The following is a 16,996-nucleotide window of genomic DNA, read 5'->3' on the forward strand; positions in this document are numbered from 1 at the left end:
GAGGTCAGGGGGTGGTTTCCTGTTCCTCGTGGCCGACGGCCAGGTCGAACTCGTTGCCCTCGGGGTCTTGCAGGCACACCCACTGGATGCCGTATTCCTGATGTTCGGAGACCTGGGTGGCGCCCAGGGCCAGGATGCGCTCGAGTTCGGCTTCCCAGTCGCAGTCTTCGTCGAGGGTGAGGTCGATGTGCATGCGGTTCTTGACTTTCTTGCCTTCGGGCACGGCCAGGAACATCAAGGACAGCTCTCCCTCGGCGCCGGGCAGGTTGGCGAAGTACTGATGGGCGCCCGGAGCGACCGTGCGATCCAGAAGTCCGGCCCAGAAACCGGCGAGCTTCTCGGCGTTGGCGCAGTCGAGCACGACCTGGGCGGCGGTGACAGACATGGTGGTTCCCCCTCGATGGATGTGATGCGGGTGATGCGTTGGGTGGTGCTCAGGCCGGGATGTGCGTGATCGGCCAGCAGACCTCGGTGCACAGCGAGCCCGGGTCGTCGGTCTCGGCCGGGCTGACCAGGTAGTTCTCACGGATCGGCCCCGGCGCGGCGATCCCTTCGGCGTGGACGTGCTCGCCGAGAGCCCCGTAGGTGCGGTCGATGTCGGCGTACGGGCCGCGATGCACCGCGATCGCGTACGGCTGGGACTCCAGCACCCTCACCTGCACGTCCAGGTCGGTTCCCTCGTCCCCTGCTGCTGGTGCTGCCGTGACCGGAAGCAGCGCTGTCACCGCGGCGTCCTGACCGGTGAACCAGTCACCGCTGTAGAGCGCCCCACCCACCCCCGACGGCGCCACCTGCAGTGCCTGGGCCGCGGTGAACAGCCGGGGAAAGACTTCTCCCGCCCAGGGCGCAAGATCGTCGTGACCGACCTCGTCGGTCAGCACCAGGGCGTTCTCCTGCGTACCCGGGCGGTACGTGACCGCGAGCGCCGGGTCGGTGTGGTGGAGCATCTGGTGCAGGGACAGGAGTGCTGTGGCGGTGGCGGCCAGGTCGCGTTTGAGCTGGTCGAGGTGCTCGCTGATGAGGGTGTTGCGGGTGTTTGGGTCGGTGGTGGTGAGGACGTCGCGGATGTGGGGTACGGGCATGCGTACGTCGCGTAGGCGCCGGATCAGTTGGGCGTCGGGGATCTGGTCGGGTGTGTAGTGCCGGTAGCCGGTGAGGGGGTCGATGAGGGCCGGCACCAGGAGTTCGACGTCGTGGTAGTGGCGCAGGGTTTTGGCGCTCAGGTGGGTCAGGCGGGAGAACTCACCGACCAGGAAGAAGGTCTCGGGCACGGATTCAGCATGGGGGTTCCGGTAGCGGGAAGGTCCAGTCGTTCAGCGGGCCGTGCGGTGGGCCTGGATCAGGGTGCGCGAGGAGTGCGCCACGAAGGGTTGCCCGGCTCGCATCGACGCGTCCAGGGCCCGTAGCTGGGGGGTGTAGCGGTCGATGCTGAAGTCGGGCACCCACCACACGCATTTGCGCAGGATCCAGACCACGGCGCCGATGTCGTGGAACTGCAGGCGGCACCGGGCTGTCTGCACGCTGGTGATGTTCAGGCCGGCTGCTGTGGCGTCCTTGGTCTCGGTCTGGGGGTCGCGGGTTGTGTGCGTGCGGGGGAGCGGTCCGAGGAAGACTTCGATCAGTTCGAATGCCGAGGCGGGGCCGACGTGCTGGGCGAAGTAGGTGCCGCCGTCGCTGAGGACCCGGGCGATCTGTGACCAGGCTGGTTTGATCGGATGCCGGCTGGTGACCAGGTCGAAGGATGCGTCGGCGAACGGCAGTCGGTCGGTGGAGGCCTGTATGACCGTTACGCCTCGTGGGGCCAGGGTTGCCTGCGAGCGCAGCACGTTCGGGCCCCAGGCTTCGGTGACGGCCATGCGGGCGGGTAGTACGGGCATTGTGGCGATGATTTCTCCGCCGCCGGTGTCCAGGTCCAGGGCGCTGGGGGTGTTGGCGTACCACGTCTGCAGGTGGCGGGTGTATCCCCAGGGTGGGCGTTCCTCGGTGGCGCGCCCGTTGAGCCAGGTGAAGTCCCAGCCGGTGATGTCTGCGTCCTGGGCCTGGGTGAGAAGGTCTTCGAAGGATCTCATGGTGACCTCATCGGCTCCTTGATCAGGGCGAGTGTCATCTGCAGGTTGTGTTCGGCGATGTGTTGCATGGGCGTGCGGTCGGGGAAGTCTCCGTCGAGTAGTCGTAGCGGGCCTGTGACCAGTGAGAGCCGCATTGCCAGGCGGTAGAGGCGGAGGCGGTCCTCGTCGAGGGCGTCGACGGCGAGGGCTGTGTACCGGTCGTGGAAGCGTAGTTCCAGGAATGCGTGTTCCCATTCGATGTCGAAGAACATCAGTCCTTCGATGTCGATGAGCACGCTTTGACCGGCGGTGTCGACCAGGACGTGGTCGGGGCCGAGTTCGCCGTGGATGAGCGAGTACTTCTGCCGTGGTCGTACGCGGTCGTGCAGGTCGTGCAGGCGTTGGAGGATGAGGGGGTGGGCTGCTCTGAGTCGTTCGTCCCGGCGGGCGCCTTCGTCCAGGTCGCCGCGGGCGCGCTGGAGAACCATCTGTTCGCAGGAGGTTCCGTAGTTCTCCAGATGTCCCAGGGGTCCGTAGTGGTCGGTGGTGCGTGCGTGCAGGCGGGTCAGGGAGGCGGCCAGGTCGTGCAGGACGGTTTCGGCGCGTGCGGGATCGGTGTCCATCAGCGTTTCGAGGGAGCCTGCGGGCACGTCTTCGATCACGGCGACATCGGCCGGGTAGTGCTGGTGGGAGTCGTCGGACCACAGGACGCGGGGTGAACGGACGCCGGCGGTCTGGAGTTCGTGGGTGGCGGCCAGGAGGCGGGGCAGGCCGGTGGCGGCTGCGAACGGATCGCCCGGGTCGGGGGCGTCCGTCGCACGGGGCCAGAAGTTTTCTTCCTGCGCCCAGCTGTACACCATCACGCTGGTCGGCGGCCCACCGAGATGAACCCGGTACACGCCTTTCTTGCTGCCACCGCGTAACCGCTGGATCCCGGTGACCGGCACGGCCGTTCCCAGAGCGATCTGGACGAGCCCGGCGAGGTTCTCGGTGTCGGCGGTTCGGTTCACCCGGTGACGTTACTGCGGGGCGAACGATGACGAACAGCGGTTTTCTACGCGGCCCACCAGGCTTCGGTCGCGCAGGCTACCTCGTACTGCCACCAGCCGGCCGCGGCGCCTTCTTCCAGGAGCACCTTGATGCTGCGGAAGTTCGCGTCGGCCGGCACGTCGAACGCGACCAGCGGCAGTTCCGGGCTCAGTACGGCACCCTGAAGGCCGAATTCGGCGAACTGCGCGTTCACCATGTCCGCGCTGGAGCCCAGGGGTCCGGAGGCTTCGGGGAAGACCCGTACGACGCAGTTGCCGGAGGGCTCCACCGTCTCCAGCGCCCAGTGCGCTCCCCATTCGTCGGTCTCGAACCGGACCACGTCGCCGGGGGCGACCCCCACCTGATGGAACGGTGCGCTTGCCACTCGCGCGGTGCGTGCGCTGATCGGTGCCGCCCAGACCTCCTCGGTGTCCTGATCGTGCCCCGCCCGTGGCGGATATTTGAAACAGAGTCTGATCATTGGATGGTTACCGGTCATCCGGGACATGATGCTGCCCCGGCCACACTGATGCCAACGATGCTCAGAGATCACCGGTCGATGCGGCGTTCGGCGGGCGCTGGCCGGCCACCCGCGAGCGCCGTGTCACGGGCCGGGCTGCGGGTTTGAGTGCTGGTTTTCCCTCGGTCAGTTGCTTCCTGAGCTGGGCGATCTGGGCGTCGGCGTGTTCGCGGACCCGCTGCAGGTCGCTGTCGTGGCGGGCTGCGGACTCGCGGGTGTGTTCCTCGTGCCGGGCTTGTGCCTGCCGGTGCTGCTGCTGTTCCTGTGCCAGTTGGGCGCTTAGTTCCGTGACACGATCTGCCGCCTGGTGCAGTTGCACGCCGGTGGTGGCCACCTGTAGGTCGAGCTGTGTGATGCGGGCGCGCTGGTCCTGGACGGTCTCCAGCAGCTCGGCGTGCTCGCGCCGTTGTAGTTCCAAGGATGTGCGCACGGCCTGGAGCTCGGCCTCGGCCTGGCCGCGGGCGCGTTCGTGCTCGGCGACCTGTTTCCAGGCTTCGTCGCGGATCTGCTCGGCCTCGTGGCGGGCCTGCTGTGCGCTGCGGGTGGCGCGGTCCTTGTCCTCGCGGTCGGCCCGGGCGGCCGCGAGCGCTTCCCGGCGGGCCTGCTCGGCCTGTTGTTCTCCTTCGGCGGCCCGGGCTGCCTCGGCGTGGGCCTGCTCGGCCTCGGTCTCGGCGGCCGCGACCCGCGCGAGGGCGCCGTGCTCGGCCTGTTCGAAGCGGGCCATCAGGGCGGTGAGTTGTTCGCTGAGCTGGCGTGCGACCGGCAGGACGCCTTGCGTGGCTTCTTTGGCCAGGGCCAGCGGGTCTGCGATTGAGGCCAGATCGTTGGCGCGCCGCTGACGGGAGGCCGCATCCGCGTGGGCCTTGGAGCAGAACCGGGCTCGTCGTCCGCCCTTGGGGCGCCCCAGTTCATCGCGCGGGCGCGCGGGCAGGGGTTCCTGGCAGCCGTCCAGCCCGCAGGTGCTCGCCGCCGCGTCCGCGGCCTCGTCGGTTCCTGCTCGTGTTCCTACGCGTGGTCCTACGCTGTGCGTGCTCACCTGCAGCAGTCTTCCGTATCGCCGGATTCGCCCGAGCACAGCCTGATCTGCCTCCGGTGCCGGCTGCACGCTCCTGCCTCACCTATCTCACCTGGTCTCACCTGTCTCATCTGATCCGGAGGGCCTTACCCTGTGGATCACCATCCCCCGGACCGAGGAACGATGACGTGAGCGACCCCGTGCTCGACCCGACGCCCCGCCCCGAACCTCGTCTGGTTCTGCTGACCCGCTGCGTCACCGTGGTGCTGATCCTGCTGGTCCTGCTCCCGTTCGTGCAGCCGCTCGAGCGCCGCGAGGACAATCCCGTCCTGGCGGTGGTGGGCCTGCTGGGCTGGGTCTTCCTGATCGCCGGGGGCAGTTATCTGTTCGGACGGCACGGGAGCCCGCACGACCTGACCCTGAGCGACGGGATCCTGCACCTGCCCACCCCCTTCGGGTCCCGCACGATCCGTACCGCTGATGTGCGGGCGGTGCGCTGGCGGCTGGTGGTCAGTGATGAGGACGCCGAGACCGAGATCGTGCTGCGCTCGCGGTGGCGGCGGATGCGACTGCGCTTCGATGCTGTCAGTACCCGCCCGGTCCCGGTGCTGGCCCAGGCCCTGCGTGAGATCCAGGCCCACCGCCCCGCAGCGGTCCCGGCCACCGTGATGCCGGGAGAGGACGACATCGTCGCCCCGCTGGATGTCCAGGCTCCCGGGTTCCTCGGCGGTGTGATCGCTCTGCTGCGCATGCTGTGGCACTACCTGCTGGGCAAGGCCCGCTTCACCGTGCTGGTCGTCGGCGGCGTGTTCGGGTACCTGGCCCTGGTGCTGTTCCTGCCGTTTCCCTGACCGATCCGATGTTGGACGTTCGTCCCCCACCGGATCGGTCAGGTCACCGCTCCGGTGCGGTCAGTGGGCCTTGTCCTCGAGGTCCTCGAGGACGGCCGCGCCGTCACTGTCACTGACCGACCACCGGCCCGAGGCCACCCTCGCATCTCAAGACGGCCCGCTCGGCGGCCGATCATGGGGCCGTGAGCACTCTGCGACTTCCCCATGGTTCCCGCATGAGCGAGACGTCATGGCAGGCGCGCCATCGCATCATCCGCGGCGCCGCCCTCAGCAGCGTCCCGGTCCTCATCGCCGTCGGCGTGGCCGGGCCCACCCCCACCCTCGAGGCCGTGCCGCTGTCTCTGGTTCCCCTGGTGCTGGTCGCCCTGGCCGGGATGGCCCGGGGCCGGCGCCTCACCTCCGAACTGACCAGCCTGGCCCTGATCTCGAGCGCCTTCATCGGGATCGACCTGTCCGGCGGCAGCCTGCACGCCCACTTGTTCCTGCTGTCGGCCATTCCGTTCGTGGCGCTCTACCAGCGCTGGTCACCGTTGCTGGTCACGGTCGGGGCCGTGGTCGTCCACCACCTGCTGTTCGGATTTCTGGCCCCGGCCCGGGTGATGTCGATGTCGATGCAGTCCATGCACGGCACCGAGCCAGGGGCGCGCGAGGTCGCGATCATGGTCATCACGCATGCGGTGTCCGTGATCGTCGAGATCGTCGCCGTCCTGATGTGGTGGCACTTCGCCGAGATCACCGAGGCCGAGACCGAGAGCCAGCGTGCCGCCCTGGACGCCGAACGCGAGGCCACGGCCCGGCTCCAGACCCGCAGCGCCGAGGCCGAGACCCTCGTTCAGCGCGAAGCGGCCCAGGCCGCGGCCCGCCGCGAGGAGAGCCTGGCCGCGGATGCCGAAATCATCCGGACCCTCGCCGGCAAGGCCTCGGCCGCCATCGACGACCTGACCCGCCAGTCCGACATGTTGGAATCCGCCGTGAACGACATCGCCCGCCGGTGCCAGGAAACGGCCAGCACCGCCCAGCAGGGCCAGGACGCCGCCGAACACGCCGTCCACGACGCCGCCCGGCTCGAGACCGCCGTCAGCGAGATCTCCGGTGTCAACGCCATGATCGAGAGCCTCGCCGAGCAGACCAACCTGCTGAGCCTGAACGCCACCATCGAGGCGGCCCGCGCCGGTGAGGCAGGCAAAGGCTTCGGCGTGGTCGCGCTGGAGGTGAAGTCCCTGGCCGCCGCAACCGCCGAGTCCACCCAGAAGGTCCGCACCGTCGTGGACGTGGTCTCCCAGCAGGCTCACAAGGTCGCCGACAGTTTCCGCACCAGTAACACCCTCGTGGCCCAGATCGGCGACTCCCAGACGGCTATCGCCGCGGCCGTCGATGAACAAGCCGCCGTACTCGCCGAGGTCGGGCGACGCACCTCCGAAGCCGCCGACGCCGCCCGGGAGATCACCCAGGCGCTGGAACGCATGCTCCACAACGCCGGCCGGTAGACGCCGCGAGCGCACCTTCGGGGCACGGTGCTCAGCAGGGCTGAGGTTCCGTTCCAGCGGCGCATCAGCGCGATTTCAGCGCTGCGGGAGAGTCTTCTGGGACAGACGAGCGTGTCGTTCTCGTCGGAATCAGTGAACTCGACTGCACCATGCGTGGGGAGAAAACGATGCACATCCGCACCCTGATGCTCACTCTGGCCGCAGCTGTCGCCCTCAGCGGGACGACCGCGCTGGCCGGTGCTACCACAGCGAGCGCAGCAGTACCGACGGCCGGTGCCCAGACAGCGGCCGCTACCAGCGGGTACCACCAGATCAAGAACCAAGCCACCGGTCAATGCGTCGACGCGCCGGGCGGGCGTCGTAACGAGCGGCTGCGGCTCGTCGACTGCAGCTCCGCCACCACCCAGAAATGGGGATTCACGGAGCTGGAACCGGGCGTCTATCAACTGAGGAACCAGCACAGCTCGTACTGCATGGAAGTCAACAACGGGACGAGTGTTCCTGGGGAAGCCGTCGATCAGTACGACTGCAGCATCATTGCCTCTTCGGAGAAATGGGTCCAGGACGACTTCACCGTCTTCGGCACGACCTACGCCCGGTTCCTGCACCAGGGCACCAACCTGTGCCTGGACACCGTATCGGGCCGCAACAGTCAGCTGATGCAGTGGACCTGCGATCCGGAAGGCAGTAACGGCGCTCAGAGCTGGCGCATCCTCTAGCGATGGATTCGCCGGGGCCGGAAAGGGACCGCTTCAGGCCTCTTTCCGGCCACCCTTCGACCGGTCAGGAACCTGACCTCGGCCCTGGCCGCCCGGAACACCTTTGTTCACAACGCGAACAAGCCCTGTACCGCGGTCGATGGCAGCAGAACGACCACGACCGGTCTCCGGCGTGGTCTGCGGGAGGGCAAGAAGCTGGTACCCGGAATCCCTCCGGATCCGCCGTCCTCAGTTGCGGTCCGAATATTTTCAGGAACCGAAAGCCCGGTCCATGGGAATCGGGCCCGAACTGTACGGCCTGCGTAAGAACGGCACCCAATGTCCCGTCGAGATCAGCCTCAGTTCGATCGACACCGATGAAGGACCACTGGTCGCCAGTTCCATCCGCGATCTCACCGAAAGGCATCTTGCGGAAGAGGCCAACCATCAGCCGGTCGCCATCGTCAATTCTTCCAACGACGCCATCATCGGCTCCACCCTGGACGGAACCATCACCTCCTGGAACCGCGCAGCACACGAGCTCTTCGGCTACACCGAGTCCCAGACACTGGGCTCCTCCTTGTCCATGCTGCTGGCCGACGCGGTCCGCCGGCACCAGGACGGCCACACCCTCGACGTCTCCATCAGCCTGTCCGCGATCCGGTACCAACGAGGCACGCTGATGGAAGCCTCGAAGGTGATACCAGGACATCAGCGTCCGCAAGGAGGCGGAGGAGGCCCTGGCCCTCGCCCGGGACGCAGCCGAAACCTCCAGCGCCGCGTTCGAGGCCTTCAGCTACTCCGTTGCCCACGACTTGCGCGCTCCCCTGCGGGCCATCGATGCGTTCAGTGCGCTGCTGGCCCAGGAGTACGGGGCGGGACTGGACGAGATCGGGCACGACTACCTGGCCCGCGTTCGCAGCTCGGCCCAGCACATGGCCCATCTCATCGACGGCCTGCTCAAGCTCGCCTGGGTCACCCACCGCGAACTGGGTACCGACGTGATCGATCTCAGCATGCTGGCCACATCGATCTGCCGACAACTGCAACAGAATGGCCCCGAGCGCCGGGTGAGCGTGACCATCCAGCCCGCCGTGACCGGTCGCGGCGATCCCGTCCTGCTCAAAAATGTTCTGGAGAACCTCCTCGGCAACGCCTGGAAGTTCACCTCCGGCACCACGGAGCCGCACATCGCCTTCGGTGCCGACGAGCAGGGCTTCTTCGTCCGGGACAATGGGGCAGGATTCGACATGGCCACCCCTACGAGGAACGGGACCCCAACGATCAGCCCCTCGTGGTAATCCTCGACCTCAACATCCCCAAAACAGGCCCGGGCGGTGCACCACCTGTCTGAAGGCGAAGGCCCACGTGTCGTGGTGAAGACACCACTGTCGCGAGCGCGCCCGGGCCACCCACGCTGGAGCCCGTCAGCCCCGGTCCCCTCCGTGCCCGGTGATCGTTCTGCCTCGGCGGGGTGAAAAATTACCCGGGGATGTACATGCCAGAGGCCATCTGCGCGTTAGGTGCACGTGAGAGACGACGAAGCCGAGGCAGAAGCGTAGGCAGCGTCGGCTGGCCGCCACCGCTTCAGGAGTGCTGCTGGCCGTGGCGGTATCCGTGGTGGCCGTGAACCTGCCGACCGACCCAGAATCCTGGCCAGGACGCACCTCCGCCGCACCTCACCAGCGGATCGACGTAGAACTGGCCGGCTGGTCGGTGCGGTCCAACGCCGACTCCACCCTCACGATCACCTTGCGCGATCCGCATCTGTTCGACTTCCAGCATCCTCAGCTGATCGATGAGGACCGACTCACGTCCACCCTGGCGAGCGCCGGCGTGCCGATCGTCCTGGAATTCCATGACCTGACAGCACAGGGCGGCGTTCTGGTCGATTGCCACGACACCGGCGACGACTTGGAGCAGCAGGTGGTCGTTCAGGATCCGGGAGCATCCGACGGCAGCGACGGTCATTCCTGGGTCATCACGCTTCGACCGGACCGGTTGCCCCAGGGGGCAGTCGTGAAGCTGGTGCTGACCGCGGACCGCACCACGATCGTCGACAAGAACGGCCAGGTGTCACACGGGTATGGCTGGGGCACTGCCGTCATGGTGTTCCCGGGTACTCCGCCGGCATGCACCCTCACCCGCTTGCCCGACGGCGATCTCCCGTGAGGCCGGACCCAGACGCCATCGGACCGAGGAACGCCAGGCACTTCGGCGAATCGCCATCGGGCGCTGCAGTATCGCCCCTCGTAGGCTCACCTGGCCACGAAGGTCGAGGCCAGGTTGGTGACCGTAGTGGCGATGACCGGTGGTACACAACAGCGAGGGAGTGGTGGGCTGTGCGGGGGACAGCCCACCACGGGTGATCAAGAGGGCTCTGGGGCATGCCGATCTGGGGAAAGCACCTCGGACGAAGGGCAGGAAGTATGTCCTGGATACGGGGAGCATCCATGGAGCATCTGGGGGAACTGGTCCATGCATCAGCACCCTGAGCATCGGAGCTGCCCGCGTCCAGCTCCATCGCCGACCGGCACCCCCCAGCCATCGACCGGTCGGAGGGTGACACCTGTTGCCATAGCAGCGACCGTGCTGACGGTGCGGCGAAGCCATGACTCAGGTACTGATCAGCTGGGAGGCCGGCCGGTGTCTGACGCGGTGGACGCGACCTTGAGGCGGCGCCGGGGGACGGGCGTCCCCTTGCCCGAGACCGTGGCCGGGCCCATGGGACAGGCCTTCTCCGCGGATCTGAGCACCGTGCGTGTTCACCACGATCAGGAGGCCACGGCTCTGGCCACAAGCCTCCAGGCCAGAGCTTTCGCCTACGGCAACGACCTCTACTTCAGTGCCGGGGCCTTCCAGCCCGGCACAGCCTCCGGACGCCGGCTGCTGGCCCACGAAGTGGCACATGTCCTACAGCAATCCGCTGCGGGAGGATCCGGTGCACCGACCATCGGGCGCAGCGACGATCCAGCTGAGGCTGCCGCGGACGCCATGGCGGACCAGGCTCTGAGAGCTTCAGATCCCGGACGGACAGATCGGGGGTTCGTGGGCGAGGTGCCCGTGAATCCTGACTACCGGACGTTGCGTCGCGACATCGGGTTCGAGTTCGAGATCAAAGACCTGGGCGTCACGTCCCTGGAGCATGACGGTGGGCCGCAGACGCTGAAGAAAGGGCTCTCGCTCTTGCAGAACAGCGAGCAATGGATCGCCCAGCATCGCTTCGATATTCAGGTCGACGAGATCGGCTCAGAGTTCGATGTCGAATTCGTGACGCCAACCCCCCTGAGCGACAAAGACGGGTCGGTCGCCACGAGCCGGGAGAAACTTGATTGTGCGGCGCGCGAGGTGATGAAGATCGCCGAAGCACTGAAGAACTGGCCTGATCAGAAGGGACCCGCGACGTCGCACCATTTCCGGCCCGGTCTGAGCATCGCTCATCATGGTAACGAGACGGTGAGCGGCACTCTGCAGATGACCGTCGGGCTCAGCCTCGACGAACTCGCGACCGTCCGTAGGACCGGACTCCTGCAGGAGGACGAAGAAGACCGGGGCTTGGGGCTGCGTGCCGGGCGGCCCCAAGCCCAGAGCCAACTCCCTCTACCGTACGACCAGCATGTCTACACGAAAGCCGACGGGGAAATCTCGAGCTCCGCACGTGTCTTCGGGCTCCTCAGTATCATCGCTCAACTTCCGCTGAAGGCTCACGACCGGCACCGGCGCTTGGGGTCCGCTGCGAGCGCGAAGGCCCTCGAGGAGAAGCGGACGAGCATCGGGACGAAAAGTGTTCTGCAGCAGCAGCTCGACACTCTCCAGGAGGAATCGCGCCAGAAAGAGGAGGCGGCCCGCGACGACGACGCCGACGAAGACACCCTGCGCGGCCTGAAACGGCTGGCTGAGGCGAAGGCCTGTCCGCTCCAGGACAAACTTTCCGGGCTACCTCAGGCATGGCGTGAGCATCGCAAGACGGCCCAAGCGGTGGAGTATCCCAAAGCCCTACTCGACCTGCTCTACCGCACGGATATCCCGGCCATGCTGAGTCTGCTCGCCCCGGACGAACTGGCCTGGCTGGCGCACAAGACCGACGGTGTCTCGAACCTGTGCTCAGCCGTGCTCACGATCACCGGGACGAAGGCGCAGGATCCGGTCCTTCCCCCGAACGTGATCATCGGGCACGACGGGCCCTTGAACTATGCGATCACGATGGGGCCATGGCTCACCGGCCTGCTCAACCTCGACGAGGAGGCCGTCGGACGGGGCGAAACTGTCTACCGTTCGGTCGATCCGCTGACCAAGGCCAAGACCTCGTACATCCTGACCGTCACAGCAGGCACGGTGCGCATGGACAAGACGCCGTCCGCGGCGGCGGACAGCTACAGCTATGAAGATGCCTACCTCGAATCCATCGGTGCCTACGGCTCCAAGACCGACGCGGCCCGTGCCGACGGGCAGCCACGGCGGGCCATATTCGAGATCCGTGGAATCCCCCGGCTGACCACCCGCGATCTGCCGGCCACGATGCTGAAGATCTACGACGCCGTCCAGGCCTTGAGAGAACGCGGCGCCTCCGGCTGATTCAGGTCTGTCAGCGCTTCCGGCGTACATCATCACCTCGTACCCGGCAGCGACCTCCGCCAAGGTGGGGCAAGGGCTGCATCAGGCGGAGGAGCGGTCACGTGCACGTCTGCGGCCTAAATCTTTTGTTCACGGCTTGAACATGTCGACAGCAAGGGTGGGTCTCCGTCTCGGCGGAGAAAAAGCAGTGCAGCTCCCCACCGTTCTGCACCGCTCCATCCTCACCGTGAAACCGAACCGTCGATAGGCCCAGCAGCGTTCCACCGCCGAGCTGGCCGCACCGGGCCGGCGCTCCCCGTCGAGGCACCTGCGTACCCGAAGCGTCCTGCGTCCTCCATGTGACGCGAGTGGACCCTGACCTTCGCGTGCCAATTCTCCCCTGCAGGCTGATGAACTGCGCCTACTAGCTTTCGCGTACGCGTGGCGCATATTCAAATCGCGCACCGCGTTACGCATTACCATGATTCTTCAGGAACACTATCCAGAAGGAAACTTCTAGATAGTTGATGCCAGGAGCGCCTCAGAGAGGCCCCGAGGAGGCTGCGGTAACGCGAAACGGGCACTGACGCGAATGCCCGCACGCGTCGATCGCGCAGGGCCTGCCACCACCCGTCATGACAGGCAGCGGGCTACTGGAAGGCGCAGGCGGTGGCACCACAGCGAAGAAGCCGTTCTCATCCGTGTGGACGCTCCGATCTGCGCACAGGGGTGAACCCAGGTCGGTGCGAAGGTCCCGGTCCAGGCACCTGCCGGCGCGCACCGACCCGGGTCGGCTGTGCCAAGCCGTGCCAGCGCGTGCCGATATCGCCGTCATGACAGCAGGCGCCGGCCGATCGTCGGCGCGCATCCCCCGAGAACCGATGGTGGGTAGGAGCTGAAGGCTGCGTCGGGTCACCAGTCACCTACGTGACGCGATGGCCATGAAAAGCCATGATGGATGGTATGGCTGAAATGGCTGATTCTGCCCACATCCTGGATACGCCTGAATCGCCGTGGACGGGCAAGCGGGTCGGGCTTTTCGTGGTGGCGGCACTGTGGGCGCTGGCCACGACCGCCGTCATCGTGATTCTTGCCGGGCCGCTCGTCCTCGCCTCGGCCGGGATCGGCCCGGCGTCCGGGACGGTCTCGGTCAGCTCCTGCTTCGTGGCGAGCACCGCCGACGGCTACATCGACGGTCACGAATGCCAAGGGTCGTTCACCCGCAGAGGCGAGCAGACGCCCGGCGAGATGGTCACGTTCCGCTCACGTGGCCTGCACGAGAGCGGAAAGATCGACGTGCGGTTCGCCGTCAACCACTACACCCAGGCGTATGTCGGAGGTGTCCTGAACTTCGTCTGGTGGTGCCTGCTGCTCGCCGCGATGGGCTGGCCGCCGCTGGCGTGGCTGATCGTCCGGGGTCGCAGGGACTATTCCACGAGCGATGACCTCGTCTTCGGTCAGTTGGGCCTGATCTTCATCGTGCTCGTCCTCGGTCTGCCGATGACGTTCTTCGCCTGACAACCGCACGGTGTCTGCGGGGTGGACACACGCTCGCGAGCGCCTCGCTCCCGTATCCGTTCCTGACGTCTCGCCGAGGAAATCCAGGTACGGGGTAGAGCCAGCTCTACCCCACTGGTAGCGCAGCCTCACCCGGATGCCTCAGTTCAGGCACCATCGTGCTTTGGACGCTGCGTCTTTACCGTCGTGCCATGCGAAATCGACCGATCACCACACCTGCACCGACCCCCGTTCCCGGCCGCGAAGCCGTTCGACGGCCGGCGCCGTCGGTGATCGGGTTGCTGCTGGCGGCCGCCGCTCTGACGATGAAGCTGGGCCTGGCCGCCCGGCAGCATCGACCCGACCTGGTCATCACCGATGTCCGTATGCCGCCGGGCTTCACCGACGAAGGGCTACGGGCTGCGGTGGCACTGCGCGCCGGCGATCCGGGCGCGGCGGTCCTGGTGCTGTCGCAGTACGCGGCCACCGCGTACGCCGCTGAACTGCTCGGCCGCCGGCGCACGATCAACCCCCTCGACCGGTTGAGCGGGCGGGAACGGCAGGGCCGGTGCTCGGGCAGATGGCCGAAGGCCACAACAACGCCTCCATCGCCCGGGCACTGAGCATCAGCTACGCCGCGGTCGCCAAGCACATCGGCAACATCTTCACCAAGCTCGACCTGCCCGAGGCCGACGGTCACCGTCGGGTCCTGGCGGTCCTGACCTACCTGCGTCACTGACCGCCACCGGGCCGGCGGCCGGTCACGCCGGCAGGCCCGGCCCGGTGGCGCCCACCCACCTACCGTGCGGGACGAACGTCCTCCATCACCGGGCCTGAAGATATCCACTACATGTGGTGTCGGCGTGTCGCATGAACCAGCAGATGTAGTTTCCGATCATGACGGGCAAGCAGACACAGATTGACGCCGTGGCCACGGTGACCGAATACCTGGAGCGCAGCGACTGGCGGGTGAACGCCAACGCCAATCAGGGATACTCGCTGGGCGGGCTGATCCTGAACACCGCCGGGAAGGTCGTGGCCAACTACTGGCTGGACCAGGTGTACCCCCCGGCCGTAGGGGCCGCGCACCGCGAGGGCGACCTGCACATCCACGACCTGGACATGCTGGCCGGGTACTGCGCGGGCTGGTCGCTGCGCACCCTGCTGGAGGAAGGGTTCAGCGGGGTACCCGGGCAGATCGACTCCGCACCCCCGCGGCACTTCTCCTCGGCGGCCGGGCAGATCGTCAACTTCCTGGGCACCCTGCAGAACGAGTGGGCCGGCGCGCAGGCGTTCAGTTCGTTCGACACGTACATGGCGCCGTTCGTCCGCCGTGACGCGATGACGTACGAGCAGGTCCACCAGTGCGTGCAGGAAATGGTGCACAACCTGAACGTGCCCTCGCGGTGGGGCACGCAGACGCCGTTCACGAACCTGACGTTCGACTGGACCTGCCCGGCCGACCTGGCCGATCAGAGCCCGGTGATCGGTGGTGAGGACATGCCGTTCACCTACGGCGACCTGCAGGCCGAGATGGACCTGGTCAACCGGGCCTACATCGAGGTGATGAGCGCCGGGGACGCCACCGGGCGGGTCTTCACGTTCCCCATCCCCACCTACAACATCACGGCGGACTTCCCGTGGGACAGCCAGAACGCGCACCGGCTGTTCGCGATGACCGCGAAGTACGGGTTGCCGTACTTCCAGAACTTCATCAACTCCGACCTGGAACCGGGCCTGATCCGCTCGATGTGCTGCCGCCTGCAGCTGGACCTGACCGAGCTGCTCAAGCGCGGCAACGGACTGTTCGGCAGCGCCGAGCAGACCGGGTCGCTGGGGGTCGTCACGATCAACTGCGCCCGCCTGGGGTACCGGTACGCCGGGGACGAACCGGCCCTGCTGGCCGCCCTCGATGCCCTGCTGGACCTGGCCCGCGACAGCCTGGAGATCAAGCGGGTCACGGTGCAGGACCTCATCGACGGCGGCCTGTTCCCCTACACCCAGCGGTATCTGGGGTCGCTGGGCAATCACTTCTCCACGATCGGCGTGAACGGCGTCAACGAGATGATCCGCAACTTCACCCACGACGAGCACGACATCACCACCGAGCACGGGCACGCGCTCGCGGTGCGGCTACTGGATCATGTCCGCACGCGGATGGTTGCCTTCCAGGAGCAGACCGGTCACCTGTACAACCTGGAGGCCACCCCGGCCGAGGGCACCACGTACCGGTTCGCGAAGGAGGACCGGCGCCGCTTCCCCGCCATCCTGCAGGCCGGCACCGACACCCACCCGTACTACACGAACTCCTCGCAGTTGCCGGCCGGATTCACCGACGACCCGTTCGAGGCCCTGGAACGCCAGGACGAACTGCAGGGCAAGTACACCGGCGGCACGGTGTTGCACCTGTACATGTCCGAGGCGATCTCCACGCCGGAGGCCTGCCGTTCCCTGGTGCGCCGGTCCCTGGAACGTTTCCGCCTGCCTTACCTGACGGTGACACCGACGTTCTCGATCTGCCCCGGGCACGGGTACCTGCCCGGAGAGCAGCCCGTGTGTCCCTCGTGCGGTGGGGACTGCGAGGTCTGGACACGGGTCATGGGCTACCACCGGCCCGTGTCCTCGTTCAACATCGGCAAGCAGGGTGAGCACGCCGAACGCATCCCGTTCGCCGAGCCCGCGAGCGCGGTGTGAGCGTGGGGATCCGGATCGGTGGCTGGTCGCGGCTGTCCACGTGTGACTGGCCCGGTCGCCTCGTCACCACCGTCTTCTGTCAGGGCTGCCCGTGGCGGTGCGGCTACTGCCACAACCGGAGCCTGCTCGATCCCCGGGCCACCCCGTACGTGGCCTGGGAGACGGTGACTGCTCACCTCGTGCGTCGGCGGGGGTTGCTCGACGCGGTCGTGTTCTCCGGTGGCGAGCCCCTTCTGCAGCCACACCTGGCGCAGGCCATGCATCAGGTGCGGGACCTGGGGTTCGCGGTGGGGTTGCACACCGGTGGCGCCTACCCGCGGCGTCTGGGGCAGATGGTGGACGCACATCTGCTCGACTGGGTGGGTTTCGACATCAAGGCCACCCCGCAGCGGTACGACCACGTCACCGGCACCGCCAACAGTGCCGTTGCGGCGCTGCGCAGCCTGCAGCTGTTGCGGGATGCGGGGATCGCGTACCAGCTGCGCACAACCGTCGATCCGTGTGTGCTGACCGATGAGGACGTCGCCGATCTGCGGGTGTGGCTGCGCGAGCAGGGACTGGCCGAGCATCACCAGTGGCAGCAGGCCCGGCCCGTGGGATGAC

The 16,996-nt window shown here is 67.0% G+C and carries 15 protein-coding genes and 2 pseudogenes; 11 read left to right on the top strand and 6 right to left on the bottom strand.

From position 1 onward, the window contains the following. Window positions 1–4: 4 nt before the first annotated feature. The 6 genes from QSK05_RS13175 to QSK05_RS13200 are packed head-to-tail and all read right to left on the bottom strand — an operon-like array spanning window position 5 to window position 4,633. Window positions 5–385, bottom strand: coding sequence for a VOC family protein (locus QSK05_RS13175; protein ID WP_285597444.1), 381 nt, complete (start codon window positions 383–385; stop codon window positions 5–7). Window positions 386–434: 49 nt separating this feature from the next. After that, the gene (locus QSK05_RS13180; RefSeq protein WP_285597445.1) at window positions 435–1,271 is read right to left on the bottom strand and encodes a MerR family transcriptional regulator; all 837 of its coding nucleotides are present in this window, start codon (window positions 1,269–1,271) and stop codon (window positions 435–437) included. 42 nt (window positions 1,272–1,313) lie between these two features. Next, window positions 1,314–2,069, bottom strand: a complete 756-nt coding sequence (locus QSK05_RS13185; protein ID WP_285597446.1) for a methyltransferase domain-containing protein — start codon at window positions 2,067–2,069, stop codon at window positions 1,314–1,316. Further along, window positions 2,066–3,058 (bottom strand): aminoglycoside phosphotransferase family protein, encoded by a 993-nt coding sequence (locus QSK05_RS13190; RefSeq protein ID WP_285597447.1) that lies wholly within the window; start codon window positions 3,056–3,058, stop codon window positions 2,066–2,068. The genes QSK05_RS13185 and QSK05_RS13190 overlap by 4 nt, the downstream gene beginning before the upstream one ends. Before the next feature lie 44 nt (window positions 3,059–3,102). Continuing rightward, window positions 3,103–3,585, bottom strand: coding sequence for a DUF4265 domain-containing protein (locus QSK05_RS13195; RefSeq protein ID WP_352301123.1), 483 nt, complete (start codon window positions 3,583–3,585; stop codon window positions 3,103–3,105). 34 nt (window positions 3,586–3,619) lie between these two features. Further along, complete coding sequence (locus QSK05_RS13200; RefSeq protein ID WP_285597448.1) at window positions 3,620–4,633, bottom strand: hypothetical protein; 1,014 nt, start codon at window positions 4,631–4,633, stop codon at window positions 3,620–3,622. 167 nt (window positions 4,634–4,800) lie between these two features. Between QSK05_RS13200 and QSK05_RS13205 the strand changes: the two genes are divergently transcribed. From QSK05_RS13205 to QSK05_RS13255, 11 genes and pseudogenes are all read left to right on the top strand, one after another. Further along, complete coding sequence (locus QSK05_RS13205) at window positions 4,801–5,463, top strand: hypothetical protein (RefSeq protein WP_285597449.1); 663 nt, start codon at window positions 4,801–4,803, stop codon at window positions 5,461–5,463. Between the two features lie 215 nt (window positions 5,464–5,678). Next, window positions 5,679–6,950, top strand: a complete 1,272-nt coding sequence (locus tag QSK05_RS13210) for a methyl-accepting chemotaxis protein (RefSeq protein WP_285597450.1) — start codon at window positions 5,679–5,681, stop codon at window positions 6,948–6,950. Window positions 6,951–7,117: 167 nt separating this feature from the next. Beyond that, the gene (locus tag QSK05_RS13215; RefSeq protein WP_285597451.1) at window positions 7,118–7,669 is read left to right on the top strand and encodes an RICIN domain-containing protein; all 552 of its coding nucleotides are present in this window, start codon (window positions 7,118–7,120) and stop codon (window positions 7,667–7,669) included. A gap of 271 nt (window positions 7,670–7,940) precedes the next feature. After that, window positions 7,941–8,246 (top strand): annotated as a pseudogene (locus QSK05_RS36345) (PAS domain S-box protein); the annotation flags it as partial. 142 nt (window positions 8,247–8,388) lie between these two features. Further along, window positions 8,389–8,949, top strand: coding sequence for a sensor histidine kinase (locus QSK05_RS13220; protein WP_285597944.1), 561 nt, complete (start codon window positions 8,389–8,391; stop codon window positions 8,947–8,949). A 304-nt stretch (window positions 8,950–9,253) separates the two neighbouring features. Continuing rightward, window positions 9,254–9,820, top strand: coding sequence for a hypothetical protein (locus tag QSK05_RS13225; RefSeq protein WP_285597452.1), 567 nt, complete (start codon window positions 9,254–9,256; stop codon window positions 9,818–9,820). 528 nt (window positions 9,821–10,348) lie between these two features. Continuing rightward, window positions 10,349–12,223, top strand: coding sequence for an eCIS core domain-containing protein (locus tag QSK05_RS13230; RefSeq protein ID WP_285597453.1), 1,875 nt, complete (start codon window positions 10,349–10,351; stop codon window positions 12,221–12,223). Between the two features lie 942 nt (window positions 12,224–13,165). Continuing rightward, the gene (locus QSK05_RS13235) at window positions 13,166–13,720 is read left to right on the top strand and encodes a hypothetical protein (protein ID WP_285597454.1); all 555 of its coding nucleotides are present in this window, start codon (window positions 13,166–13,168) and stop codon (window positions 13,718–13,720) included. A gap of 191 nt (window positions 13,721–13,911) precedes the next feature. Further along, window positions 13,912–14,438 (top strand): annotated as a pseudogene (locus QSK05_RS36350) (response regulator transcription factor). 158 nt (window positions 14,439–14,596) lie between these two features. After that, on the top strand, window positions 14,597–16,393 hold the full coding sequence (locus tag QSK05_RS13250; protein ID WP_285597457.1) for a ribonucleoside triphosphate reductase: 1,797 nt from the start codon (window positions 14,597–14,599) through the stop codon (window positions 16,391–16,393). Beyond that, window positions 16,390–16,995: an anaerobic ribonucleoside-triphosphate reductase activating protein gene (locus tag QSK05_RS13255; protein ID WP_285597458.1), complete on the top strand. Its 606-nt coding sequence runs from the start codon at window positions 16,390–16,392 to the stop codon at window positions 16,993–16,995. Before QSK05_RS13250 ends, QSK05_RS13255 begins: the two co-directional genes overlap by 4 nt. Window position 16,996 lies beyond the last annotated feature (1 nt).

This window comes from Kineosporia sp. NBRC 101731 (genome assembly GCF_030269305.1).
In the GTDB taxonomy this organism is placed as follows: Bacteria; Actinomycetota; Actinomycetes; order Actinomycetales; family Kineosporiaceae; genus Kineosporia.